Source organism: Sporosarcina koreensis (assembly GCF_042655825.1).
Classification (GTDB): domain Bacteria; phylum Bacillota; class Bacilli; order Bacillales_A; family Planococcaceae; genus Sporosarcina; species Sporosarcina koreensis.
Genome location: NZ_JBHSNP010000011.1, coordinates 384,631 through 408,299, shown reverse-complemented (window position 1 = coordinate 408,299; position 23,669 = coordinate 384,631). Strand labels below are relative to the sequence as shown.

Sequence of the window (23,669 nt, the reverse complement as noted above, 5' to 3'; positions counted from 1 at the left end):
TTACATGTCGCAAGTATAGCATATTTTGTACAACTTTGTCTTTCTATTTCGGCTGTAAAGCAGGATTTTGTCGGTTACTGCGCTTACCCGGGAAATAGCTTTCTATTCAATCTTATTTCCCTATGAGCAAATTCATTTCCCATCCGTACTTTGAAACGGTTTGTCACGTCCTCCTCTTGATACAGATTGCGGATTGCTTCTTTTGTGTAATGAAGGGCTTTTTCCGGCTCTTTCATTTTATGTTCGAAAAGCTTCGCCAATTCCTCAAAGGCGATGATTTTTTCCCTTCCCTCCAAACCATCAGCGGCAATTGTAAATGATTCGATAGCTTCCGCATGCAGCCCTTCCTTTTTCAGAAGGAAACCGATATGAAAATGCGCCTTGGGTTCCTCCGACCCGTATTCTGCTATGACATCCATAAGGACATCTTTGCTTCGGCTAAACGATTTCAAGTCCGTATACCATTTCCCGATATTCGTTTGCGCATTTGCAGATGAAAGCGTATCGCCTTGTAATAGAAGATCCGTTGAACGAATATACAGAGTGACGAGGGAAAGGATATCCCATTCATTATGAAGCAAGACTTTCATCAGCAACTCGGCCCGGCCGTTTTTCACTGCATCTTGGTAGATGATCGGCGCCATATGTCCGGGAATATCGCCTTCACGGAAGAAGTCGAGCTGCTCCTCCTCAACCGCCGTCAATTTAAAGGTGTCCATTTCATTTTTCCAGATCCTTTTCGATCCATGCAGCAGATCGATTTCGGTATGCTTCAGCAATTGCGGCAGCACATTTCTATTCATCGTCCATCTCGTCTGCACTTGCGGCATATCGAAGCTTTTTCCGTTATACATGACAATCGACATCGGTGTCTTCCACAGGTCGGAAGCATAGAGGAACGCCGCTTCATGATCAGGTCCAGGCAGCACATATTGCGTCAATGTAAACGCTTCGTCCGTATATTCAATGAAGCCCATAAGAAAAATGAGCGTGCCAGCGCCTTTCAAGCCGGTCGTCTCTGTATCGAAAAATACGAGAGGTCGCGTAAAATCCGGCGCAAGAGGATGGATCTCCTCTGATTCACGCCATCTTTCCACTGTGTCCAATAAACCAGAAAGTGCATAATTTCCATGTCGATGATCCGGTTCATAGACGACAGTCTTTTTATAGACGACGCCAAATTCATTTTCTTCCTTTGTCAGTCCAGCTGCGAGCCATCTGTTTTCATAAGGAGGCGACGGAGGCGTTTCACGCTTCGGAGCTTGGGCCTTTTCTTCGGCTTTAGGTGCTTTCTTTTTCAGCAGCTTCTTCATTTCCATCATCTTCGCTTCATACGACATCGGTTTCCCCCCTTCTATTCTTTCTTTTATCGATATCGTAACATAGAAATAAATTATTTGGATGAAGTATTGATTTGAGACTTTTTACGACGATTACGATGATCAATAGATTAACGCGAGAACTCGTCTAAATGTGAGGTATCATACTTAAATATTACCTCTTGCTGATTGTTTTCTTGAAATTCTACCAAAGTTAAGCTTGTTGGAGGGATAGCTGGAGTTGACCATAAATCTTTCAGTTCGTTTTTTTCGAAGTAATCCATCAGTAAATTGAGCGCAATAGAATGTGTAACGACAAGTATATTTTCACATGGATGCTGTTTCACTATCTTATTGATTGTGGCAACCATTCTTTCTTGAACTTTTAAAAAAGGCTCTATTGATTCATTACTGAACAAGTGTGGAGTTTCCCAAAAAGTCATCCACTCTGCCGGATTCTCCTTTTCGTTATCTTCCTGAGTCTTGCCTTCCCATTTGCCAAAAGACATTTCTCTTAGATCATCATATTTAATAACCTCAAGGTTTTTTTCACCTTTTGCTATTTCAGTTGTTTGGATGGCTCTTTTACTTGTACTTGAATAGACAGCATGGAATCTCACAGTAGACAATCTTCGCGCTAACTGACTTGCTTGTGCTATTCCCTTATCTGTTAACGGCGAATCCTTCCACCCCTGCATAAGCCTTTTTTGGTTCCACTCAGTTTCTCCGTGTCTTGTTAAATACAAATGTGTACTCATTATTTCCTCCATATACTTAATAATCACTTAAAACGCTACTCCTAAACTATACCACTATTAATCCAATAGTGATTTTTCATTATATCTATGTGATCGAATTATCTTAAAATACTCTCAGTAAAACTGTAAGATAGACTTTAAAACTCCGTCTTATTATAAAAGGAGGTAAAGCGATGGATGCCGGCCGGCAAGTGGAACTATGGTTTCATGAATATGAAAAAGACATTACCAATTATTTGGTGTATTACACAGGATCTAAAGATGTGGAGGATCTAGTACAGGAAACATTTTTAAAGGCTTTTCAGTCCTTCGTGAGCTTTAAGTTCGAATCTAACCCAAAGACATGGCTAATCAGTATTGCTCGTAACACAGCTATTGATTTTTCTAGAAAAAGAAGTGTTTGGCATAACCTTAAGGATAAGCTGTTACGGCAAACTTCCGGAAGCGAATTAGCAATCACGGAAGAGATTATTATCCAAAAGGCAGAATCCGCCCGATTATTAGAGGCTATCAATGCATTGAAAAAAAATTACCGTGATGTGATCCTCCTTAGAGGGATTGCCGATTTGTCTGCCCAGGAGACGGCCCAAGTATTGGGATGGACTGATAATAAAGTAAATGTCACTTTTCATCGTGCATTGAAGAAACTAAATTTAACTTTAAAGGAGGATGAACCAGTTGACCCATCTTTCAGATAAAGAGCTTCTTATGAAGATAAAGGAATTCCCTGCTTATGAACTGAACGGGGAGCAAAAAAACAACATTATTAAGAGGATTCGGGAGCAAAAAGATCCTAGTAGAAGATTTAGCTTTCCTTTTCAGCGGGTTGGTTTGTTGGGGGCTCTATTTACAATATTGATGATTGCTCCTGTGTTATTTTTAGTGAATATGGAACTGCCTGAAACTCATTTCTCGGCAGGTGTTGAAAAAGCCGAGATCGGTGAATATTTCGCTCTATTTAACGAAGCAGGACAGCCAATATATCTAGATTCAAACTATGGGATACCTGGAAAAGTGAGTTTATTACTACCAGTTGACTTGGTTGCAGAAGATTATAGAGGTGTAGCAAAAATAATGGTTTATCTTTGGGGCAATCCGGATGATCTTGTTAATAAGGATATGAAAATTGAGGGTGTGCATGTTGACAGCGGCTATACTCAGGAAATGGCTTCTTTCACATTAAGTAATGGAATGTACGGCTCTGATGCTCACGCTTTAACAAGTTTTAAGCCTTTTGTGAAGCAAGGATATTGGAATCTGAAGTTCATATACAAGGATGAAACCTTTGGAGAATTCTCAGTCTATGTGAAGGAACCTTATGTGGAGATTGATAAGGCCACACTAATGATATCGAAGGAAGATTTGGTGGCAGGGACTTTTGAGGATGTGAACCTTGAAGTTGAAGGAGAAAATCTGCCTGAGCAAGTAGAGCTTAGCTTGTATAATCTAGAAGATGGTACTGAAAAAGTATTTACATTTTCTGATAGAACAGATTTTATAGAGTCCTCAACTGCAAAAAAAGTAAGTATTTTTACAGGTGACATCGTTTTGAAGAAAAGCGGTAAATATCGAATTACCGTTCTAAATCAATCAGTACAGATTGACGTGAAGTAATCTTTGCCTACTGCATATTAGTAAATTAAGTTAAGGCGGTGTTACCTGGTTAGGGGTTCGGTTATCTTATAGTAGAAAAACATAATTAAATGAAGAAGAGGGATTGAAGCCATGGTGACAGAGCTCCAATCCCCCTTTTTAATTCGCGAATGCGTGCAGTAATGCACTAACGCTCTTCTTAACCGTTTTAACACCTTCTTCTTGGGCGCCAATACACACCGGACAGCCATATTCACAGACGCAGCCTGCAACATGTTGAGCAGTTCGGTTTAGTAGCTCACTCCACCTACCGTAAAGCTTCTCGCTTAACCCTATGCCTCCAGGATAACTGTCATAAATGAAAATTGTCGGTTTGCCCGTATGGATCGCTTTCACTTGTGGAACGACATGGATGTCCGACCGGTCGCAACGGACAAATAACGGAATGAATGATTGGATTGCATAAGCAGCGCCCGTCAGCGCGTCCGTCAGATCGGATTCCTTCCATCCGTCAGGTGCCTCGAATGAATACCAGGTCGATGATGTATGCAATTCCTCAGCGGGCAGCGAAATTGGACCCGATCCGATATTGTCGTGTGTATCGAAACGGATCTTTTTAAAAATCGTAGGTATCGCCAAAACTGCAATATCTCCAAACGCAACTTCTGCTTCCCCTAATTGCATACTTTCGTCTTCACTGATCACTTTTAATTCCACAGCCAAATTTGCATCGGTATAATAATCGACATCGACTTCCGTGACGTATGCCTTTTTTTCTTCCCAATCAAGCATTTCGACTTGGTACTGCTTGCCTTGATGAATATAAATCGCCTCTTCGTGCAGCAACGTCATTGCGCTATAGCGATCCATTTCCCCGATTACAACGGTTCCTTTTGGAATCGTTTTGTCGATGATTACGACATTTTCTTGGGAAGCCGAACGGAGACTGATCTCGCTAGCCGGGAATCGATCCGTCATCCAATGCCATTTGTCGGATGTTTTGACGAGCACCCCTTCGCTTTCCAAAAAAGCGAGCAGCTCTTGGACTTCGAATTCCCCGTATGTTTCCGTCATCGTGAACGGCAATTCAAAGGACGCACATTTCAGATGATCCATGAGGATGAGCATATTGTCAGGATGAATCCTCGCTTCTTCCGGCGTTTGGCCTAACAAGTATTCAGGATGCTGAATAATGTATTGGTCGAGTGCCATCGATTGCGCGACATAGATGATTAGTGCATCATCCTGCCTTCTTCCCGCTCTTCCTGCCTGTTGGTAGGCGCTTGCGATGTTCCCCGGATAGCCGGTCATGATACAAGCTTGCAATTGGCCGATATCGATGCCGAGCTCAAGCGCATTTGTGCTCACCACAGTTTTAATCTCCCCATCCCGAAGCCTTTTTTCGATTTTCCTCCGTTCTGATGGCAAATAGCCGCCCCGGTAGCCCATTATCGTCTGATCAAACAGTTTTTTCTTCGTCAATTCCTTCATATACGTAACGAGCATTTCAACGCGCACTCTGCTCTTTGCAAAGATGATCGTTTGAACCCCTTCCCGGTACAAAAACGACGCGATATCCCTCACTTCAAGAATTGCGCTTCGCCGGATACCGAATGTTTTATGGACAATCGGCGGATTGTAGAAAATGAAATGCTTGACGCCTGAAGGAGCGCCGTTTTTGGAAATGAGACGCATCGGTGAATTAGTCAACGTCTCGGCAAGATCTTTCGGATTGGCGATCGTTGCTGATGTGCAAATGAAGGTCGGATCGCATCCATAATAATTGCAAATGCGCTTCAGTCTTCTGATTACATGGGCAACGTGGCTTCCGAAAACCCCTTTATACGTATGCAATTCATCAATGATGATATACTTCAAATTTTCGAAAAGGGAAACCCATTTCGTATGATGTGGCAAAATGCCCGAGTGCAGCATATCCGGGTTGGTCAAAACGATATGGCCCGATTTCCGGACTTTCGTACGCAATCCAGGCGCCGTATCCCCGTCATATGTGTAGCTGAGGATCGTCTCCCCGCTCGCCTCGATTAATTCATGCAAATCCGCCAACTGGTCTTGTGCAAGCGCCTTTGTCGGAAACAAATAAAGCGCACGGGATGACTCGTCCTCTAAAATGCTTTGCAGGACGGGCAGGTGGTAGCATAAAGATTTACCTGAAGCAGTCGGCGTGACTGCCGTTATGGAATTGCCTGAGGTGGCTAGATCGAATGCTTCACGCTGATGACTATATAAACGTTCAATCCCCTTTTCGGCTAATGCCTTCACAATGGATGGATGAAGCTGGTCCGGAAACGATGAGTATTCGGCAGATTTTCCTGCAATCTTTTCATAGTGGCGAATATTGGAGGATAGTTCAGGGGCGGATAAGAAACGATCCACTGTTTCACGGACGCTCGTCCTCTTCATCCTTGCTCCCCTCCTTTACGTTGCAATTCATCCAAAACCGTTCTAAATGTATACGTCGCAGAATTGATAGAAAGGACAAAACGTTTTTTTCCTGTTTTCGCATAAAAAGATTGGACGATGAATTGTTTCATTGATTCGTTCAAAGATTCGATTTGATGAAGATGAACATATTTCGGCCTTTTTTCCCGAATCAACGTTCGGATTTCCTCCGTCCATTCATCCAGTAATCTATGGTTTGTATCTGCATAAGGTTTCACTTCTGTAAAAAAATCCGGCTCCTGATCCAGTTCACGCATCGCCGGGAGTCTTTCCAAGCACTCTTCACATACAGAAAGGAGCCGTTCGGTTTTCTCTATTAAGGTTAACAATTGATCTCTTCCTTTCCGAAGTCTTACCTATAGTCTATCAAAAACTGTAGGTGGACACCAATCTCTAACGAACGTGCATTCTTCAAAACTATTTGGACAATATTTCCGCGGAACTTTAAGAGTGATAATCCGTCTAATCATTATGGTATGATAGGAAATGCGAGGTGGTAGGTATGACAATTCGATATCCGAACGGAAAAAAATATGTTCCGGCACAACGCTCTGCCCGAGTGAATAAAAAAAATCTATCGTTCAGCAACCGAGGGAAAACGTTAGAGGATGAATTAAACGAGACAAATGAATATTATTTGTCCAACAATGAAGCCGTCATCCATAAAAAGCCGGTCCCTATCCAAATCGTGCATGTGAAATACCCCGCCAGAAGTGCAGCCGTCATAACTGAAGCATATTTCAGATCTCCTTCCACAACTGACTATAATGGGGTTTGGAAAGGGAAATATATTGACTTTGAAGCAAAGGAGACGAAGAATACGACTTCCTTTCCGTTGCAAAATATCCACGATCATCAGGTTGAGCATATGAAAAAAGTGACTGAGCAAGCAGGCATCGCGTTTCTGTTAGTGAAATTCACAGTTCTTGACCGCTATTTTATCATTCCTTACGAGTACTTCGAAAAAAAGTGGGAAAGAATGATAGCAGGAGGAAGGAAATCTATTACACTTTCTGAAATGGAAGAGATATCCATAGAGATTAAAGCAGGCTTCAATCCACGGCTAGACTATTTGGCCGCTTTGGATTCATTTTTGAAACCCGCATTCGAAGAAACAATTGAAAGGCAGGAAAACTTATGAGTGATCAAAAAAAATCCCGCGTAGCCCGCCGGCAGCAGATGGAAGCGGAACGGAAGCGCGGAAAAAATAACAAGAAGAAGAATGGCAACAGCATTATAAAGAAAGTAGTTCTTGGCATCGTCGCGCTCGGTATTGCAGTTTTGGTTGGCGGAGCAGGACTGTTTGCATTCTATGCGAGCAGCGCGCCAGACCTTGATGAAAATCTATTGAAGGATCCGCTCACGTCAGATATTGTTGACCGGAACGGAAATATCATTATGAAATTCGGAGCCGAGAACCGGGAGTTCGTCCCTTACGATAAAATCCCGAAAGAGATGGAAAATGCCATCCTCGCAACCGAAGATATCCGCTTTTACAAACACCATGGAATGGATTTCTGGAGATTGGGCGGCGCAGTGCTTGCCAACTTCCGAAGCGGCTTCGGATCACAAGGAGCTTCGACGCTAACACAGCAAGTCATCAAGAACTCTTTCCTATCAGAGGAAAAGACATTGAAGCGGAAAGCACAGGAGGCGTGGCTCGCCTTCAAGCTTGAAAATGAGTATTCAAAAGAACAGATTTTCGAAATGTACTTTAACAAAATCCTCATGTCTGGCAACATATATGGGATCGGGACAGCTGCAAAAGAATTCTACGGTAAAGATCTGAATGAGCTTGAATTGCATGAAATGGCGTTGTTGGCAGGGATGCCACAATCTCCGAACGGCTATAATCCGTTTAAAAATCCAGAACGTGCTGAAAAACGTCGGAATACTGTCCTCAGCCTTATGTACAAACACGGGAAAATAACGAAGGACGAGATGGAGAAGGCAAAAGCGATCCCTGTAACGAAAACACTCCTTCCGGAGGATCAACGCAAACAAAATAAGGATTCCAAGTATCTTGCATACATTGACATCGTATTGGATGAATTGGAATCAGCCGGCATGATGGATATTCTTGCAGAAGGCGTAACTATCCAGACTGCTCTTGACCCATCTGCACAACAATCTGTAGAAAAAGCAATCAACTCGTCAATCTATGAATCCGATGAGATGCAAGCAGGAATGACTGTACTTAATACAAAAACCGGAGAAATAGTCGCAATCGGAGGCGGAAGGAATTTCACCGGACGAAATTGGAACTTTGCTTCCAGCCGTAGACAACCCGGCTCTGTAATTAAACCAATCCTATCTTACGGTCCTATTATCGAAAATGAAAGCTGGTCAACAGCACATATCCTTAATGATGAACCATATAAATACAAAGGCACAGATATATCGATCCGAAACGTCGATGGAAAATACATGGGTCCAATTACAATGAGAGAAGCCTTGTACCGATCAAGAAATATTCCGGCCATCAAAGTGTTTGAAGAAGTAGGAACAAAACGAGCTCGTGATTTTGCGGGCAAGCTAGGGCTTCAATATGATAAAATGACTTCTGCGCTTGCTATTGGCGGTGATTATGCTGAATTCTCGACAATTGAAATGGCTGGAGCCTATGCTCCTTTCGGCAACGGCGGTATTTACACAAAACCTCATGCGGTCAAAAAGATCATTTACCGCGATGGCTCCGATCGTAATTTGGCACCGGATCCTAAGACGGTTATGAAAGATTCCACCGCTTATATGGTGACTGATATTTTGCGGGACGTTATCACTTATGGAACCGGAAAGACGGCTAACGTCCGAGGACTGGATATGGCCGGTAAGACAGGTACGACAAACTATGATGCAGCCACGATGAAAGAAAAAGGAATGAAAAATACCGATGTACCGGATAGCTGGTTCACCGGTTATACAACGGAATACACAATTTCCGTTTGGGGCGGCTATAAAGACTTTAAAACTCCGATTACAACATACGATCGAGGCCGCTATGTGCCGCAAATACTGTTCAGGACAGTGATGACTGATCTTGTGGCCGGAAAGAACACACCGCGCTTCAAGCAGCCGAGTTCCGTTGAAGAGGCAGTCATCGTCAAAGGATCTAATCCGCCAATCCTAGCGAGCAACTCAACGCCGGACTCGTTGAAGAGCAAAGAACTGTTCGTAAGAGGAACGGCACCGACCGAAATGGCTGAAGAAACCATTACCGAACTGGAAGCGCCAAGCGGTTTGTCCGCACAATATGATGCAGAGTCAAACTCTGTCTCATTAAATTGGTCATATGACAATCCTGATGCCTATATGCTTCCAGAACCAGTGCAATTCAATGTTTCCGTCTCAGTGGACGGAAGTGAGCCGCAGAACATGACGACGACTTCTGAAAATAATGTGACGTTCTCCGGAGTCGAGAGAGGTCGCACATACGTCTTCTACGTTAAGGCAATTTCAGGTGAAATCGAAAGCAGTACAGTTTCCACTTCCCTTCTCATAGAGGGCCAAACGGAAGATGATCCGTCGATGGATGACCAAGATGGAAATGTTGATAACGGCGAGAACAACGGGGAAAATAATAACGGAAATAACGAAAACAATGGCAATAATAATGGTAACACAGGCGATAGTGGAAACAACGGAAATAACGGAAACAAAGGCAATAACAATAATGGAAACAAAGGAGATGGCGATAATACAACCGGGGACGGAACTGGCTCTTCTGGCGATGTGACAACCGATCCGGGAACGGGAGGAAGTGACGGCTCGGGCGACGGAACCGATGATGGCAGTGGAAGATAAATAAAAACGGGGCTGTCCAGGAAGTCAAAATGACTACTTGGGCAGCCCTTTTATTGTTTAACAAGGTGGATCCTAAGTCACAAGATAAGCATAACTGTCGGGGATTTTGCCATAATCGTGTCAAACTCGAGTATAACCTGCTGGGACTCGAGCAAAACATAACTTTTCGCGCACACTTGAAGCGCCTGATAATCTGCGGAACCGCCTGATGTAACAACGGAACCGCCGGAAAACTCGTAAGAACCGCCTGAAACGCCAACAAAACCGTCTGATAATTATACAAGGAAAAAAAGGAGGCTATCCAGAAAGTCAGTTTTCATTGATTTTCTGAACAGCCCCGTTTTATTTTCTCATTGCCAACTGGCTCACTGCTTTTTTCATTGCCTCGGTGTATAAAGTATCCAACTGCACAAAAGCAAAATAAACGCTTATTTTATCTTGGATGAATTGCAGCCGTTCTTCGCCATTTAATGGTTCAATGGATGATTTAGTAGAAGAATCAACGCGCATAAAAGTCCCCAGCATTTTCACATAATTTTCAATTGCCTTGTCCATCATATTGGCGGCTTCAGCATTCTTATGTTTATAGGCTTCCTCTATGCCTACTTTCATATCAAGCCAATTGTTCCAGAAGGCATAAAGCATTTCCTTCCTGTCTATTTCGGAATTATGCAATGCCTTTCATCCGTTTCTTCCCTTCCCTGCACAACGGCAGGAGCGGACATTCACCGCAAGCCGGATTTTGGGCTTTGCAGTGATATCGTCCAAAGAAAATGATCTGATGATGCGTATCTGTCCATCTTTCCATAGGCGTCCATCGCATGATCTTTTCCTCCACCATGAGAGGGGTGTCTTTCCATCGATTCATGCCTAGACGTTTGGCTACACGCTCAACATGTGTGTCAACTGCCATAGCAGGGATACCGAATGCATTGGAAACAACAACATTGGCTGTTTTCCTGCCAACGCCTGGAAAAGTCGTTAGAACATCCCTATCCGCCGGCACTTCACCATCAAATTCTTCGATTAAGAGCGCGCTCAATGCTTGAATATTTTTCGCTTTGTTCCGATACAGACCGATAGATCGAATATCGTTTTGAAGCTCCTCTATATCGACTGCCAAATAATCTTCCGGCGTTTTATATTTTTTGAACAAATCCGCAGTAACACGGTTCACGAGTACATCCGTACATTGAGCGGAGAGCAATGTGGCGACGAGCAGCTCGAAAGCATTTTCGTGCACCAGCTCACAATGAGCATCGGGAAACATCTTGCCGAATTCTTCAAGACAGGCTTCCCATTGTTTCTTCGTCAACATATGCAATCACCTATTCCCGTTCTTCCAGCCAATTGTAAAAAGGAACCTTTTTAACGACGGTTTCCTGATTTTGAACCGGACGCATCATTGATGTCCTGAACGACCTGGATTGCTTTTCCACGTCATTCAATGTTCTAACTCTTTTCTTTTTCCATTCGAAAAGTATCCGGTCAATATAGCGCAAACTGAGTTTTTGGGCAAGGACAGCCTCTTTCAATGCGGCCTTTATGATCTGGACAGCATGTCCATCTTCATCCAACCACATCGTAATCGTTTCGCATTCCATCGGAGATAAAAGACGGCCGAACTCCTGCTCGAACAACGTAAAGATTTCGCCTTCTTCGTCTTTGTCCTTTTGCTCTTCTTTTACGTTCTGCTCCGTAAGCACAAAGTTCAAAAGCCTGTTCCATAATGGCTGCATTGAAAATTGTTCGAAGAGTACTCCGTTTTCATCTTGGCCTTGCCGGATTTCCAGCAATCCGCGTTGCATGAAACGCTGGAGGATTTCGGATACTTGATTCTCCGTAAGATGCATTCGTTCAGCAAGATCGGATGGTGTAGGAAATTGCGAACCATCCGCCTGAAATGCACACATCTGCAATAGAAGCACAGCGTCGACATCTTTTATATCCAATGCTTTATAGTGCTGAAAAAAGAGCTGGGAAATGGTGACATTTCCCTGCTCAATCCAAATACGGAGCCGTTCTTCATCTTTCATGCCGAACACCTCACTATTAATAAATCTGTGTCAATTAAGGATAAAGTCGATTCAATAGACGTGGGAAAGGAATTGTTTCCCTTACGTGTTCCACGCCTGAAATCCACGCAACCGTCCGTTCCAGTCCAAGTCCGAAGCCGGAATGCGGAACGGCGCCGTATTTGCATAAATCCAAATACCATTCGTAAGCGGATTCGTCGAGATTATGTTCTTGAATCCGTTGCTTCATCAATTCATAATCGTAAATACGTTCTGAACCACCAATGATTTCTCCATATCCTTCCGGGGCGATCAAATCGGCGCAAAGGACGACGTCATCGCGATCCGGGTGCGGCTGCATATAGAATGATTTAATATCTTTCGGATAATGTGTTATGAACACAGGCATATCAAAGCTTTCAGCAATCGCTGTTTCATGCGGCGCACCGAAGTCATCGCCCCATTCAATATCGTCAAAGCCTTTTTCATGTAGGAACTTGATTGCATCATCATAAGTGATTCGTGGGAATGGCGCCTGGATTTTTTCCAATTTCGAAACATCCCTGCCAAGTCGCTCGAGTTCCAATGGGCAGTTTTGCAATACGGACTGTACAATATGAGATACATATTGCTCTTGGATTTCCAAGCTCTCCTCATGTTGTACGAAAGCCATTTCAGGTTCAATCATCCAGAACTCGATCAAGTGGCGGCGTGTTTTCGATTTTTCCGCGCGGAACGTAGGGCCGAAAGAAAACACTTTCCCAAGTGCCATCGCTGCCGCTTCCATATAGAGTTGCCCGGATTGGGATAAATAAGCGTCTTCATCGAAATATTTCGTATGGAATAATTCCGTAGTTCCTTCCGGTGAAGAGCCTGTCAAAATCGGTGGGTCTATTTTGACAAAACCATTCATATGGAAAAATTCATATGTTGAGCGGATAATTTCATTCCGGATTTTCATGACCGCATGCTGTTTACGGGAACGCAACCATAAATGACGGTTATCCATCAAAAATTCAGTTCCATGCTCTTTCGGTGTGATCGGGTAATCGACCGCTTCGTGAATGATCTCGATATCTTTCACTTGCAGCTCGACTCCGAATGATGAACGCTCATCTTCCGTAACTTCCGCTGTGATATAAAGGGAAGATTCTTGGTGAATCGATTTCGCTTTGGCGAAAATATCCTCCCCTACAGCATCCTTGACAACAACGCCTTGGACAAATCCTGAACCGTCCCGAAGTTGCAGAAAAGCGATTTTTCCGCTCGATCTTTTATTCGCAAGCCATGCTCCGATCCGGACAGTTTCTCCTACGTGATCGGGCATTTCGTGGATCATAATTGTTTTCATAAGTACCTCCGTGAGTATGACTATTATTCTTTCCAGTTAGCTTCTACAAATGAACGGATGCGCTTTACCGCCTCCTCAAGCAGATCAATCGAAGTCGCATAGGATAATCGGATCGTTTCAGGTGAACCAAAACCGGATCCCGGTATGACTGCCACTTTCGCTTCTGTTAAAAGTGCCGAGGCGAACTCATCCACATTTGAAAAGCCGGTCTTTTTCATTGCTTCCGTAACTTCCGGCAACAAATAGAAAGCACCTTGTGGTTTGACGACTGTAAATCCTGGAATTGCCGCCAGCTGAGGATAAATTCGTTCAAGGCGTGATTCGAAATCCTTACGCATTGTTTCCACTGCATCTTGAGGGCCATCATACGCTTCTATCGCTGCATATTGTGAAGTCGTCGTCGGATTGGATGTCGAATGGCTAGCCAAGTTCGTCATTGCTCCGACAACTTTTGCATCACCCGCGATATATCCGATTCTCCATCCCGTCATTGAATGCGATTTGGAAACTCCGTTAATAATGAATGTCCGCTTCTTCGCATCCTCCGAAAGCTGTGCAATCGAAATATGCTTCTCATTTCCATAAATCAGCTTTTCATAGATTTCATCCGAGATGATCCAAATATCCTTTTCTTGACAAACATCAGCAATTTGTTGAAGTTCATCGCGAGAATAGATCATCCCAGTCGGATTTCCCGGTGAGTTGATAATGACAGCTTTAGTGCTGGAAGTGATTGCATTTCGGATTTGATCGGCCGTCACCTTGAAGTGGGATTCAGATGTCCCTTCTACAAATACAGGAACTCCTTCAGCCAGTTTCACCTGCTCGGGATAGCTTACCCAATACGGTGTCGGGATGATCACTTCGTCGCCTGGATCCAGTAGGACCTGGAATAACGTGTATAGGACGTGCTTTGCCCCGATGCCGATCATGATTTCCTGCCTTGTGTAATCCAACTGTTGGTCTCTCTTCAGCTTGGCGATGACCGCATCTTTCAATGCAGGAAGGCCTCCGGAAGGCGTATATTTTGTCTTGCCTTCTTTCATGGATTGATAAGCCGCTTCCAAAATGTTTTCAGGAGTGTTGTAATCAGGTTCTCCCGCCCCTAATCCGATGACGTCGATGCCCGACTCCTTCATCTCTTTTGCTTTTGCCGTAATGGCAAGAGTTGTAGAGGGTGATAATGTACTCACCCGCGCTGCTAACTTCTTTGTCAATTGAATCGCTCCCTTTTGTCCCTTCATCTACCGAATGTAAACGAATCTATCTTAAAGATTTAAAATCCGTTTCAACCATTCGCCATTTTCAAAAAAGACATATACATAATTCAATTTGCCGTTTTCACCTTTAAATGCGACTTCCCATACAGGGTGGCCATCCTCCAAGCCAAGGATTACATGGAGGATTTTCTCCACTGGCAGTTCCGACTTGACCGTTTCAATCGCGGCTTGGGCATCGGTGCCATTTTTCATAAGTACTTCATCAAGGATTTCTCCTGTTTTCCCTTCGATGAAAACCGCTTTCTCATTTCCTTCGTCATCCTTGCCAAATACGGTCACCATCGAAACGGTACCATTGTAAATATCAGTGCGTTCAACCGACTTCAAAGCACCAGAGCTCAACGCATCCGCTTCCGCTTTTTCTTTTGCATCCGAAAAAGGGACATTGGCATTATAAAAGACGATGACAATAATGATCAGTGATAACGCCAAAAGGAAAGCTGCGATGAATTTGATCCAATTCATCATAAGCATCACTTCCTATATACAAACTACAATTTGGAAAGCTATACGCATTACGCTTTCTACTGATTCCTATTTATTATAACAATCTTCGAGCTCATTCACCATATGTTCTAATGACACTTTTCGGACGGGAACAGACGGCAATGCATTCAAAAACCGCTTCCCATATGATTTCGTGTCAATCCGTCTATCCAATATGATGAAAAAGCCCCTCTCTCCATTCGATCTGATTAATCGTCCGAATCCTTGTCGGAACCTTAGTATCGCTTCAGGCAAGGACAAATCTGTAAATGGATTGGATCCACTTGCAGCTAGTTTTGCAGCCCTCGCTTTGAAAACGACTTCATCAGGCGATGAAAACGGCAGCCGGACTATGATGATTGCAGATAAGGCTTCGCCCGGCACATCAACACCTTCCCAAAAACTATTTGTGCCGAATAAAATCGATTTATCGAACTGACGGAATGATTTTAAAAGTTTCATGCGGCTTCCTGAGCTGACCCCTTGTGCAATAAGAGCATAATCACTCAATAATTCACTTTCCAGAATCAATTCATATGTTTTACGCAACATATCTTGGGAAGTGAAGAGTACAAACAACCTTCCACCTGTCGCAATCACTGTTTGGACAACAGCATCCGCAACAGCCTCGATATAGTCGCTTTGGGATACATGCTGTATGGAAGGCATATCTTCAACGATGAATATCCCTGCATTATCATAGAAGTGTTCCGGAGCGTCAAAAGTCAATACAGGCACATGATCAGCTATGCCTAACTGCCTTGAAACAAATCGCTCATCCTGATTGATTGTCATTGTTGCCGACGTCCAGACGATACCTATCTTTTCTTCTTTAAGATTTGTGATGAATTCCTTTGTAATATTCGAACCTTCGACGGGACTTTTGACGACATTCAAACTTCCTGGCAAGCTCCGCTTATCCTTTTCAATCCAAACGGTGAAGTTTTCCGTTTCTCCATCCAAGAATATTTCGACCCATTCACCAGCCTTTATTTTTAACTCCCTTAACCAATAATTCCATTCTGATAAAAACGCCTGTTCTTTCAGTGTCATTTTTTCTCTTTGCATTTCCAGACGGGAACTTATGATTTGCACATGTTCAATATATCCATTCATCTTTTCCGCCATTATTGAAAACAGGGATTCACTCCCTTTCAATTCCCCGAGGCCAAATATCACCCGGTTCCCTTGCTGGCCGCCTTTGACTTGTGGACGGTGATACGACAACAGGGAAGCAACATCATCAAATACTTTTGTGAATTGCTCAAAGGAGGCTGCGAGCTTTCCGAAGATCCGATTTTCATAATTTCCATATTTTCGATGAAGTTTCATCATTTGATGCAATAGTTGACCATCCGCATCTGAGCCGAGCTGCCCCATGACATACTTCCAGTTCATATAGGATAGAACCGTCTCATTGGCATTCGCAGCCGTATGGATGAATTGATGGGCTTCATCGATGATTAAACCGGAAAAGTTTTGAAAAATCCTTTGTTCGCGGTTGGAATCGGACAATAGCATCGAGTGGTTCGTTACGATGAGGTTGGAACGGCTGCAAGCATCCATTGTCCTTTGATGGTAGTCCGCCAATTTTTCGTCATCCTTCAGAAGGTTGTTCCGTTTGCGGATTCTATCGATAAACAATTGTCCACCGCCGGATACATTCAATTCATTGACATCGCCGGTTACCGTATCCGTAAGCCAGACAAGTATCTGCATAATTGTAAATGTTTCATCGTATGATTCATCCGTAATCCTCAATAGCTCTTCAAACTTTCCGAGCGAAATATATTGCTCCTTGCCTTTAAGGACCGTCGCTCCACACTCGATGCCAAGTATTTTACGGATACGTTTCACTTCATCCTCTAAGATTTTATCAACAAGATGATTTGTAAACGTACTGATCACTACTGGTTTCCCAGTCTGAATGGAATGGATCGCTGCAGGCAATAAATATCCGACCGTTTTCCCGACACCTGTCGGGACCTCTGTAACGGTTTCAGAATGGCCAGACAATGTTTCCCAAACCGTATCCATGAAAGACAATTGGGATTTCCGGTATTCGAAAGAAGGATATCCTTTCTTCAGCAGTTCGATTTTTTCCTCTTCCTTAAATGGATACGAAAAACGTGCCGCCACGACTCCGGCTGGCTTCTCAGCGTTTCGGTATGGGATCCCTCTGAATAGCGGTAGCTTTTTGCCGACCGGAGATGTCCGCGCAATCTTCAACGCCTCATAGATCAGTGACGAAATGTCTGAGCGCAACGAGAATGAACGTCTGTGCAATAAGTTCAATGTCTCTTCCGGCAAAGTCCGAAGCTTGGACACTGCTTTAAGCAGCAGATTCGCGGTCGCTTCTGCGTCATCATCCGCTCGATGTGCGGCCGGAAGTTCAATATCCAAATCCTCCGCCAAATCCTGCAGTCGATAGCTTGAGGATGATGGGAAAAGGATTTTGGATAATTCAACGGTATCTATTTTCTTGCCGGACCATCCTGCCACGTTGCAACGCTTGAATTCGCTTTGCAAAAAAGACAAATCGAAATCGGTGTTATGTGCAACAAATACGGTCCCCTGCAACAGATCGGAGACTTCTTGCGCAATCTCCTCAAATGTTGGAGCGGACTTTACTTCTTCATCCGTAATTGCGGTCAATTGTTGGATGAACATCGGTATTTCACGTTCCGGATTGACAAATCGGGCATACTGGTGCGTTATCGTTCCTTTTTCAATGAAAACGATTGCGATTTGTATAATCCGATCCCCTCTTGAAGGGGAATGTCCAGTCGTCTCCAAGTCAACGACTGCATATGTACTTTTATCCATTCAATCATCAACTTCCTGTATTGAATACTACAGCAGATTGTATCATATTCCGTGGCATGAATGCGCAATTAGGTATCCATACAAATAAAAAACGCTGATGAAGGGGAATTCGTGTCCTTCATCAGCATTTTATTCAATTAAGCAATGACGCCAGGCTCTTCTTTGATTATGTCTTTAATTCCATTCTGTTCATCCATAAGCAGCACAGTCGGTTGATGGGTGCGTGCCTCTTCTTCAGTTACATAAACATATGAAATGATGATGACGATATCACCTTTCTGGACTAATCTTGCTGCTGCTCCATTCACGCAAATGACCCCGCTGCCGCGCTCGCCTGCTATGATATACGTTTCAAATCTAGCCCCATTATTATTGTTGACGATATGGACCTTCTCATTCGGGAGCATTCCGGCCGCGTCCAGCAGGTCGCTGTCGATCGTAACACTTCCTACATAATTCAAATTCGCTTCTGTCACTGTGGCGCGATGCAATTTACTGTTCATCATCATTCGGAACATGGTGTACCATCCTTTGTTGACATAATAATATTATCTATTAACCTTGTTGAAGAAAACTTCACAGCACAAGCTAAAATAATCTCCTCTGTATCGTCAGTTACAGGGCCCAATTCGGGATATGCAAGGATTTTCACATAATCGATCTTCCCAGAACTGTTGGCAATGATCCCTTCTGCTACTTGTCGCTCAACAGCCTCTGGGTTTGCCCCATCGGCAAACATTTCAACACCCGATTGCAAAGCCTGGTAGATCGCAGGCGCTTCTGAACGTTCTATTGCCGTCAAATTCACATTGCGCGAGCTTTTCGCCAACCCATCTTCTTCTCTTACGATCGGTACCCGCACGATAGCCGTCCGTAAATTGAAGTCTCGGACAAACGTTTCGATAATGGCAAGCTGCTGAGCATCTTTCATCCCGAAATACGAACGGTCGGGATCGACAATATTGAAAAGTTTCAATACAACTTTAAGAACACCATCGAAATGCCCCGGTCTTGAAGCGCCGCAAAGCTCATCCGCCTGCCTGCCCGGCAAGATGCGGATGCCGCCATCGGCAGGGTACATTTCTTCAACGGATGGGATGAACACGATATCAACGCCAGCCTCGCTTGCAAGACGTAAATCCTTTTCTCGGTCCCGAGGATAGGATTCAAAATCTTCGCCAGGTCCGAATTGTGCTGGATTGACAAAAATGCTCATGACGACGATATCATTTTGTTCCTTTGCATGGCTCACAAGAGATAAATGCCCTTCATGCAAAAATCCCATAGTCGGGACAAAGCCGACCGTCGTGTCTTTCCGTTCATTCCGGTTTAATGTTTTTTGCAGTTCCTCAATAGTTTCGATCACTTGGATGCCGGTACTTTCAACGTACATCGTTCATTCCTCCGTATAATGTGACGAGTTCCTCTTCCTTCATTGCAAAACGGTGCGCTTCAGAAGGAAATTCGCCTGTCTTGACTGCTGAAGTATATCTCTTCAACCCATCTCGGATGTCAGTACCAACATCCGCAAACGCTTCAACGAATTTAGGGATATGGTGGTTGCCGTATTTGACTGTATCATGGAAGACGAGCACTTGACCGTCCGTCTCTGCTCCAGCCCCAATGCCGATTGTAGGGATTGAGACAGCTTTCGAAACCTGTTCTGCCAGCTGATAAGGAATGCATTCCAGGACAATCATGCAGGCGCCCGCCGCTTCACATGCGATTGCATCCAGAATAAGTCGTTCCGCCGCTTCCGCAGTCTTCCCTTGCACTTTGTACCCCCCTGCAACAGCTGCCGACTGTGGCAGGAGTCCAAGATGTGCAACGACCGGAATCCCTGTCTCCGTCAATAGGCGGATCGTGTCGATCACCCGGCCTCCACCTTCCAGCTTCAGTGCGTTCGCTCCCGTTTCCTGAAAAATCCTCACTGCAGATTCCAACGTCCTGTCTTCGGAACCATGATAAGATGCGAAAGGCATGTCGACAACGACGAAAGTTTCTTTCGCTCCCCTCCTGACCGCTTTTCCATGATGGATCATATCATCAACGGTGACAGCGGCTGTCGATTCATAACCTAATACAACCATGCCAAGCGAATCCCCCACAAGTAGACAATCGATGCCGGCCTCTTCCGCCAATTGTGCTGATGGATGGTCGTATGCGGTCAACATGACGATTTTCTCCCCAAGCTTTTTCATCTTCGTGAAATCTGTAGTGCTTTTCATCCGTATCCTCTCCCTTTTGTTTGTCAAAATGGAGAAAACCGAAAATTGAAAATCCTTCCGGCCTAAAAAAGGGCAGAAGGATTGTGTGAGTGCGATTTTTGGTTTCCTCCGTCCCTGTCTTTTGCAAGATCAAGGCAGATCCTATTATGTTTTTGCTGAGCAAATGTTCTTGAAGGTGCAATTCCGATTGATACTGCCCTTCGCAATTACTATAGCAAATAGAGAAAGATTTGTATACATTCAATCTTTTATAACAATGTCCGCAGAATAGATGCCTCTAACAGTACCGTCGTCTAGCTGGAGCTCCAATAGACCTTCATCAGAGATGCCCAAAGCATTGCCTTCGACTGTTTCATTTAACATGACAGCCCGGATGCGCTTGCCTGCAATGTTCGAATACCCTTCCCATAGCAATTTGATCGGTCCGAATCCGTGTTTTTCATACATCTTCGTATACAATTCAACAAAACCAAGAATTTCAGCTATGAGTTTCGCCCGATCAATATGCTTTCCGCAAGCAATCTTGAGCGAAGTGGCTATCTCTTTCAGTTCCACTGGAAAGTCTTCTTCATCTTGGTTGACGTTCATACCGATTCCGAGGATGATCGCCTTCACCCGATCAGGTTCAGATTGAAGCTCCGTCAAGATGCCTGTTATCTTCCTGCCATTGAGCATAATATCATTTGGCCATTTGATCGTCGCTTCAATGCCAGCGACATTTTCAATTGCCCTGACGATGGCTACTGCCGCCACAAGCGTCATTTGCGGTGCTTGCTGCGGCATTAAAGACGGCCGGACGATCAGACTCATCCAAATGCCCTTTTGAGCTGCCGAGTTCCACGGTCGGGACAGCCTTCCCTTGCCGGCTGTCTGTTCTTCCGAAATGACGAGGGTGCCATCTGGTGCATCTGCCTGCGCAGCATCATGGGCAAGATTCTGGGTGGAATCGCAGCTTTCATAATAATCGATGTTCCATCCATACGTCGTTGTTTGTAAATACTTATGGATATTGGCGGTATTCACGCGATCCGGCGATGCGATAAGTACATACCCTTTTTTCTTGATAGATGAGATTTCATAGCCTTCCTCTTCAAATTCTTTAATATATTTCCAAATGGCAGTTCTGGAAAGACCGAATTCATCCGCAAATTCCTGGCCTGAAATCGGCTTTCCCTCAGCTTCAAAAAGTCTTTTCAGCAATTCATTTTTGATGTTCATATTCATTAAGAAACCATTCCTTTATCTTTTCCGCATCATTTGGGCAATCTCGATGGAGCACTGCATATTCAATTTTCTCCATCCATTCGCCAAGCCATCTGCCGCCTCTTTGGCTTGTCCATGCCATGAGGTCCTTCCCATCCACTTTCAAGTCATCTTTGGAACAGATCGGCAAGCTTTCTTTCATTCGGGTCATTTCCTGGACGGGAATCCCGGTTCCCCCCTGATGAAAGGCTTGCCATATTTTCTCTGCTGCGATTAGCACTTCCAATGAAAACTGGTAATAGTCATCAATCGTGAAAAAGCTGGACTGCCTTTTATCGAATGCAGCTTGCACATCAGACAGGAAAGCCTTCTCCCTGTTGGAAAGCTTATATGCCTTCGCAACATCTCCCGCAGAAAAATGCCCCGCCAACATTAATGCAGACCAGCCTTGCTCCGTTGTTGCAAAAGGGACGCAGTCAGAAAGTATTCGGGCGTCATTCGGAAATAGAGGCAAATGTATGGATAAGCGGGTGTCCACAATTGTTGAAAGCGCTTTGCCGGGATCAGAACCTTTCCACAACTTATCCATCTCTACCTTGATCCGTTCAACGGAGACGTGCTTAATAGTTGCCGCATTTTCTTCAATCGCCTGAAGGGTCTGATCTTCGATTTCAAATCCTAAAACGGACGAAAACCGGACTGCACGGATCATACGCAACGCATCCTCATGAAATCTGTCTGATGCATTGCCGACTGCACGGATTTTAGATGCCTGTAGATCTTCCATTCCCCCGAATGGATCGATCAGTTCACCGTTCAATGTCAAAGCCAAGGCGTTCATTGTGAAATCCCTGCGTTGCAAGTCCTCTTTCAAGGATCTGACAAAGTTGACTTCATCAGGTCTCCTATGGTCCGTATATGTACTTTCCGTGCGGTACGTTGTCACTTCAATCGGTTCAGCGTCCATCATCACCATCACAGTCCCATGAGCGATGCCTACATCGATTGTGTGCGTAAAGACTTGCTTCACTTCCTCCGGCATGGCAGACGTGGCGATATCGAAATCCGACGCCTCCTTGCCAAGCAAATGGTCCCGAACCGCCCCTCCTACAAAGACCGCTTCATATCCCGCTTCCTCCAATTGACGGACGACCTTCCGACTCGGCGCTGTTCCAAAATCGGCAATCATTCCAAACCCGCCACTCTATAGTACAGTTCTTCGTATCGCAGCACGATCGAGGATGAATTGAATTTATTGCAGACTGTCTCGATTGCTCTTTCACGGAAGGATTGATGCATAATCGGGTCTTCCAGAAGACGCTTCGCTTTTTCGGCTGCCGCTTTCACATCGCCCAGCTCAACGAGGAATCCATTCTTGCCGTCCTCTACTACTTCAGGTATCCCGCCAATATTTGTCGCAATAGCAGGCACCCCGCAAGCAAATCCTTCCAGGAGCACTAGACCGAATGCCTCTTTTTCGGATAATAGGAACATGACATCGCTTATCGCCAATAGTTCAGGCAAGTCATCCCGTTTTCCTGTAAAGATGATATCCCCTTCCAAACCTTCCTCTCTTGCCTTTTCCATCATTTCAAGTTTCTCCGGACCCGTACCTACCAACAATAATTTCGAATCGGTTTCCTTACGGAGAAGTTTGAAGCTGTCAATAATATCAGAGATTCTTTTGACGCTTCGGAAATTCGAAATGTGAATGATCACTTTTTCATCCTCCCGGATTCCCAATTCACTTTTCAAAGGACCCGGATCCACTGGCCGGTATTTCTCTTCATCGATGAAATTATAGATCGTCAGTATTTCTTTTTGCGGTTCAATTAATGAGAGGGTATCCTGCCGAAGGGATTCGGAAACGGCTGTCGTCAGATCAGATTTATCGATTCCATAACGGACTGTGTTTTTTAAGGCTGGGTCATGGCCAAGGATGGTCACGTCTGTCCCATGCAATGTCGTAATGACACCGATATCCGAATTCGCCATATCCTTTGCAAGCGCAGCGGAAATGGCGTGCGGCACTGCGTAATGCACATGCAATAGATCCAGTCCTTCCTCTTCAATCACTCGTGCAATCCGATTCGCCAATGCGATATCGTACGGCGGATATTTGAAAACAGCATATCCATCAATCTTTACTTCGTGAAAGTGAATATTAGGTTGGCCATCAGGGATACGGAACGGCCGGCTTGAAGTGATGAAATGCATTTCATGCCCCCGTTCCGCCATTTTCAATCCGAGTTCAGTCGCAACAACCCCGGACCCACCCACTGTAGGGTAACAAATAACACCGACTTTCAATTTTTTCATATACTGCACCTCTTCTACCCAACG

At 44.4% G+C, this 23,669-nt stretch carries 21 protein-coding genes; 4 read left to right on the top strand and 17 right to left on the bottom strand.

All coding sequences use genetic code 11. The annotated features are described in order from the left end of the window. Nucleotides 1-83: 83 nt before the first annotated feature. Nucleotides 84-1,340, bottom strand: a complete 1,257-nt coding sequence (locus ACFPTP_RS08660; protein ID WP_381443646.1) for a ribonuclease H-like domain-containing protein — start codon at nucleotides 1,338-1,340, stop codon at nucleotides 84-86. A 110-nt stretch (nucleotides 1,341-1,450) separates the two neighbouring features. Next, nucleotides 1,451-2,077, bottom strand: coding sequence for a histidine phosphatase family protein (locus ACFPTP_RS08655; protein WP_381443644.1), 627 nt, complete (start codon nucleotides 2,075-2,077; stop codon nucleotides 1,451-1,453). Between the two features lie 173 nt (nucleotides 2,078-2,250). On the opposite strand from ACFPTP_RS08655, the gene ACFPTP_RS08650 reads away from it, so the two are divergent. Both ACFPTP_RS08650 and ACFPTP_RS08645 read left to right on the top strand, forming a co-directional pair. Next, nucleotides 2,251-2,775, top strand: coding sequence for an RNA polymerase sigma factor (locus ACFPTP_RS08650; RefSeq protein ID WP_381443643.1), 525 nt, complete (start codon nucleotides 2,251-2,253; stop codon nucleotides 2,773-2,775). Further along, nucleotides 2,756-3,691 carry a hypothetical protein gene (locus ACFPTP_RS08645; protein ID WP_381443642.1) on the top strand — a complete coding sequence of 312 codons (936 nt, stop codon included), beginning with the start codon at nucleotides 2,756-2,758 and terminating at the stop codon, nucleotides 3,689-3,691. Before ACFPTP_RS08650 ends, ACFPTP_RS08645 begins: the two co-directional genes overlap by 20 nt. A 138-nt stretch (nucleotides 3,692-3,829) precedes the next feature. Here ACFPTP_RS08645 and ACFPTP_RS08640 read toward each other — a convergent pair whose 3' ends face one another. Both ACFPTP_RS08640 and ACFPTP_RS08635 read right to left on the bottom strand, forming a co-directional pair. After that, nucleotides 3,830-6,094, bottom strand: coding sequence for a DEAD/DEAH box helicase (locus tag ACFPTP_RS08640; protein ID WP_381443640.1), 2,265 nt, complete (start codon nucleotides 6,092-6,094; stop codon nucleotides 3,830-3,832). Beyond that, the gene (locus ACFPTP_RS08635) at nucleotides 6,091-6,462 is read right to left on the bottom strand and encodes a YppE family protein (RefSeq protein WP_381443638.1); all 372 of its coding nucleotides are present in this window, start codon (nucleotides 6,460-6,462) and stop codon (nucleotides 6,091-6,093) included. Before ACFPTP_RS08635 ends, ACFPTP_RS08640 begins: the two co-directional genes overlap by 4 nt. 173 nt (nucleotides 6,463-6,635) lie before the next feature. Here ACFPTP_RS08635 and recU point away from each other — a divergent pair, with 173 nt between their 5' ends. Then, nucleotides 6,636-7,274 (top strand): Holliday junction resolvase RecU, encoded by a 639-nt coding sequence (gene recU, locus ACFPTP_RS08630; RefSeq protein ID WP_381443637.1) that lies wholly within the window; start codon nucleotides 6,636-6,638, stop codon nucleotides 7,272-7,274. Beyond that, nucleotides 7,271-9,937, top strand: coding sequence for a PBP1A family penicillin-binding protein (locus tag ACFPTP_RS08625; protein WP_381443636.1), 2,667 nt, complete (start codon nucleotides 7,271-7,273; stop codon nucleotides 9,935-9,937). Before recU ends, ACFPTP_RS08625 begins: the two co-directional genes overlap by 4 nt. Before the next feature lie 342 nt (nucleotides 9,938-10,279). Here the strand turns inward: ACFPTP_RS08625 and ACFPTP_RS08620 are convergent, their stop codons facing one another. The 13 genes from ACFPTP_RS08620 to bshA all read right to left on the bottom strand — a co-directional run bounded on the left by ACFPTP_RS08620 (nucleotide 10,280) and on the right by bshA (nucleotide 23,645). Next, nucleotides 10,280-10,612, bottom strand: a complete 333-nt coding sequence (locus tag ACFPTP_RS08620; RefSeq protein ID WP_381443635.1) for a YpoC family protein — start codon at nucleotides 10,610-10,612, stop codon at nucleotides 10,280-10,282. After that, nucleotides 10,605-11,255 carry an endonuclease III gene (gene nth, locus ACFPTP_RS08615; RefSeq protein ID WP_381443634.1) on the bottom strand — a complete coding sequence of 217 codons (651 nt, stop codon included), beginning with the start codon at nucleotides 11,253-11,255 and terminating at the stop codon, nucleotides 10,605-10,607. Before nth ends, ACFPTP_RS08620 begins: the two co-directional genes overlap by 8 nt. Nucleotides 11,256-11,265: 10 nt before the next feature. Then, nucleotides 11,266-11,973, bottom strand: coding sequence for a DnaD domain protein (locus ACFPTP_RS08610; RefSeq protein ID WP_381443632.1), 708 nt, complete (start codon nucleotides 11,971-11,973; stop codon nucleotides 11,266-11,268). A gap of 34 nt (nucleotides 11,974-12,007) precedes the next feature. Next, nucleotides 12,008-13,303, bottom strand: a complete 1,296-nt coding sequence (gene asnS / locus ACFPTP_RS08605) for an asparagine--tRNA ligase (protein ID WP_381443630.1) — start codon at nucleotides 13,301-13,303, stop codon at nucleotides 12,008-12,010. A gap of 23 nt (nucleotides 13,304-13,326) precedes the next feature. Next, complete coding sequence (locus tag ACFPTP_RS08600; RefSeq protein ID WP_381443628.1) at nucleotides 13,327-14,547, bottom strand: pyridoxal phosphate-dependent aminotransferase; 1,221 nt, start codon at nucleotides 14,545-14,547, stop codon at nucleotides 13,327-13,329. 24 nt (nucleotides 14,548-14,571) lie between these two features. Then, nucleotides 14,572-15,051 carry a cell wall elongation regulator TseB-like domain-containing protein gene (locus ACFPTP_RS08595; protein WP_381443626.1) on the bottom strand — a complete coding sequence of 160 codons (480 nt, stop codon included), beginning with the start codon at nucleotides 15,049-15,051 and terminating at the stop codon, nucleotides 14,572-14,574. 66 nt (nucleotides 15,052-15,117) lie between these two features. After that, a complete protein-coding gene (gene dinG / locus ACFPTP_RS08590) occupies nucleotides 15,118-17,895 on the bottom strand; it encodes an ATP-dependent DNA helicase DinG (RefSeq protein WP_381443625.1) in 2,778 nt (925 codons plus the stop codon). Nucleotides 17,896-18,032: 137 nt separating this feature from the next. Then, nucleotides 18,033-18,413: an aspartate 1-decarboxylase gene (gene panD / locus ACFPTP_RS08585; protein WP_381443623.1), complete on the bottom strand. Its 381-nt coding sequence runs from the start codon at nucleotides 18,411-18,413 to the stop codon at nucleotides 18,033-18,035. Further along, complete coding sequence (gene panC, locus ACFPTP_RS08580) at nucleotides 18,401-19,288, bottom strand: pantoate--beta-alanine ligase (RefSeq protein ID WP_381443622.1); 888 nt, start codon at nucleotides 19,286-19,288, stop codon at nucleotides 18,401-18,403. Before panC ends, panD begins: the two co-directional genes overlap by 13 nt. Beyond that, nucleotides 19,278-20,123: a 3-methyl-2-oxobutanoate hydroxymethyltransferase gene (gene panB, locus ACFPTP_RS08575; RefSeq protein ID WP_381443620.1), complete on the bottom strand. Its 846-nt coding sequence runs from the start codon at nucleotides 20,121-20,123 to the stop codon at nucleotides 19,278-19,280. Before panB ends, panC begins: the two co-directional genes overlap by 11 nt. Nucleotides 20,124-20,363: 240 nt before the next feature. Then, nucleotides 20,364-21,347 (bottom strand): biotin--[acetyl-CoA-carboxylase] ligase, encoded by a 984-nt coding sequence (locus ACFPTP_RS08570; RefSeq protein WP_381443619.1) that lies wholly within the window; start codon nucleotides 21,345-21,347, stop codon nucleotides 20,364-20,366. Continuing rightward, entirely contained in the window at nucleotides 21,325-22,515 is a 1,191-nt protein-coding gene (locus ACFPTP_RS08565) for a CCA tRNA nucleotidyltransferase (RefSeq protein ID WP_381443617.1), read from the bottom strand. The genes ACFPTP_RS08570 and ACFPTP_RS08565 overlap by 23 nt, the downstream gene beginning before the upstream one ends. After that, a complete protein-coding gene (gene bshA, locus ACFPTP_RS08560; RefSeq protein ID WP_381443616.1) occupies nucleotides 22,512-23,645 on the bottom strand; it encodes an N-acetyl-alpha-D-glucosaminyl L-malate synthase BshA in 1,134 nt (377 codons plus the stop codon). Before bshA ends, ACFPTP_RS08565 begins: the two co-directional genes overlap by 4 nt. Nucleotides 23,646-23,669 lie beyond the last annotated feature (24 nt).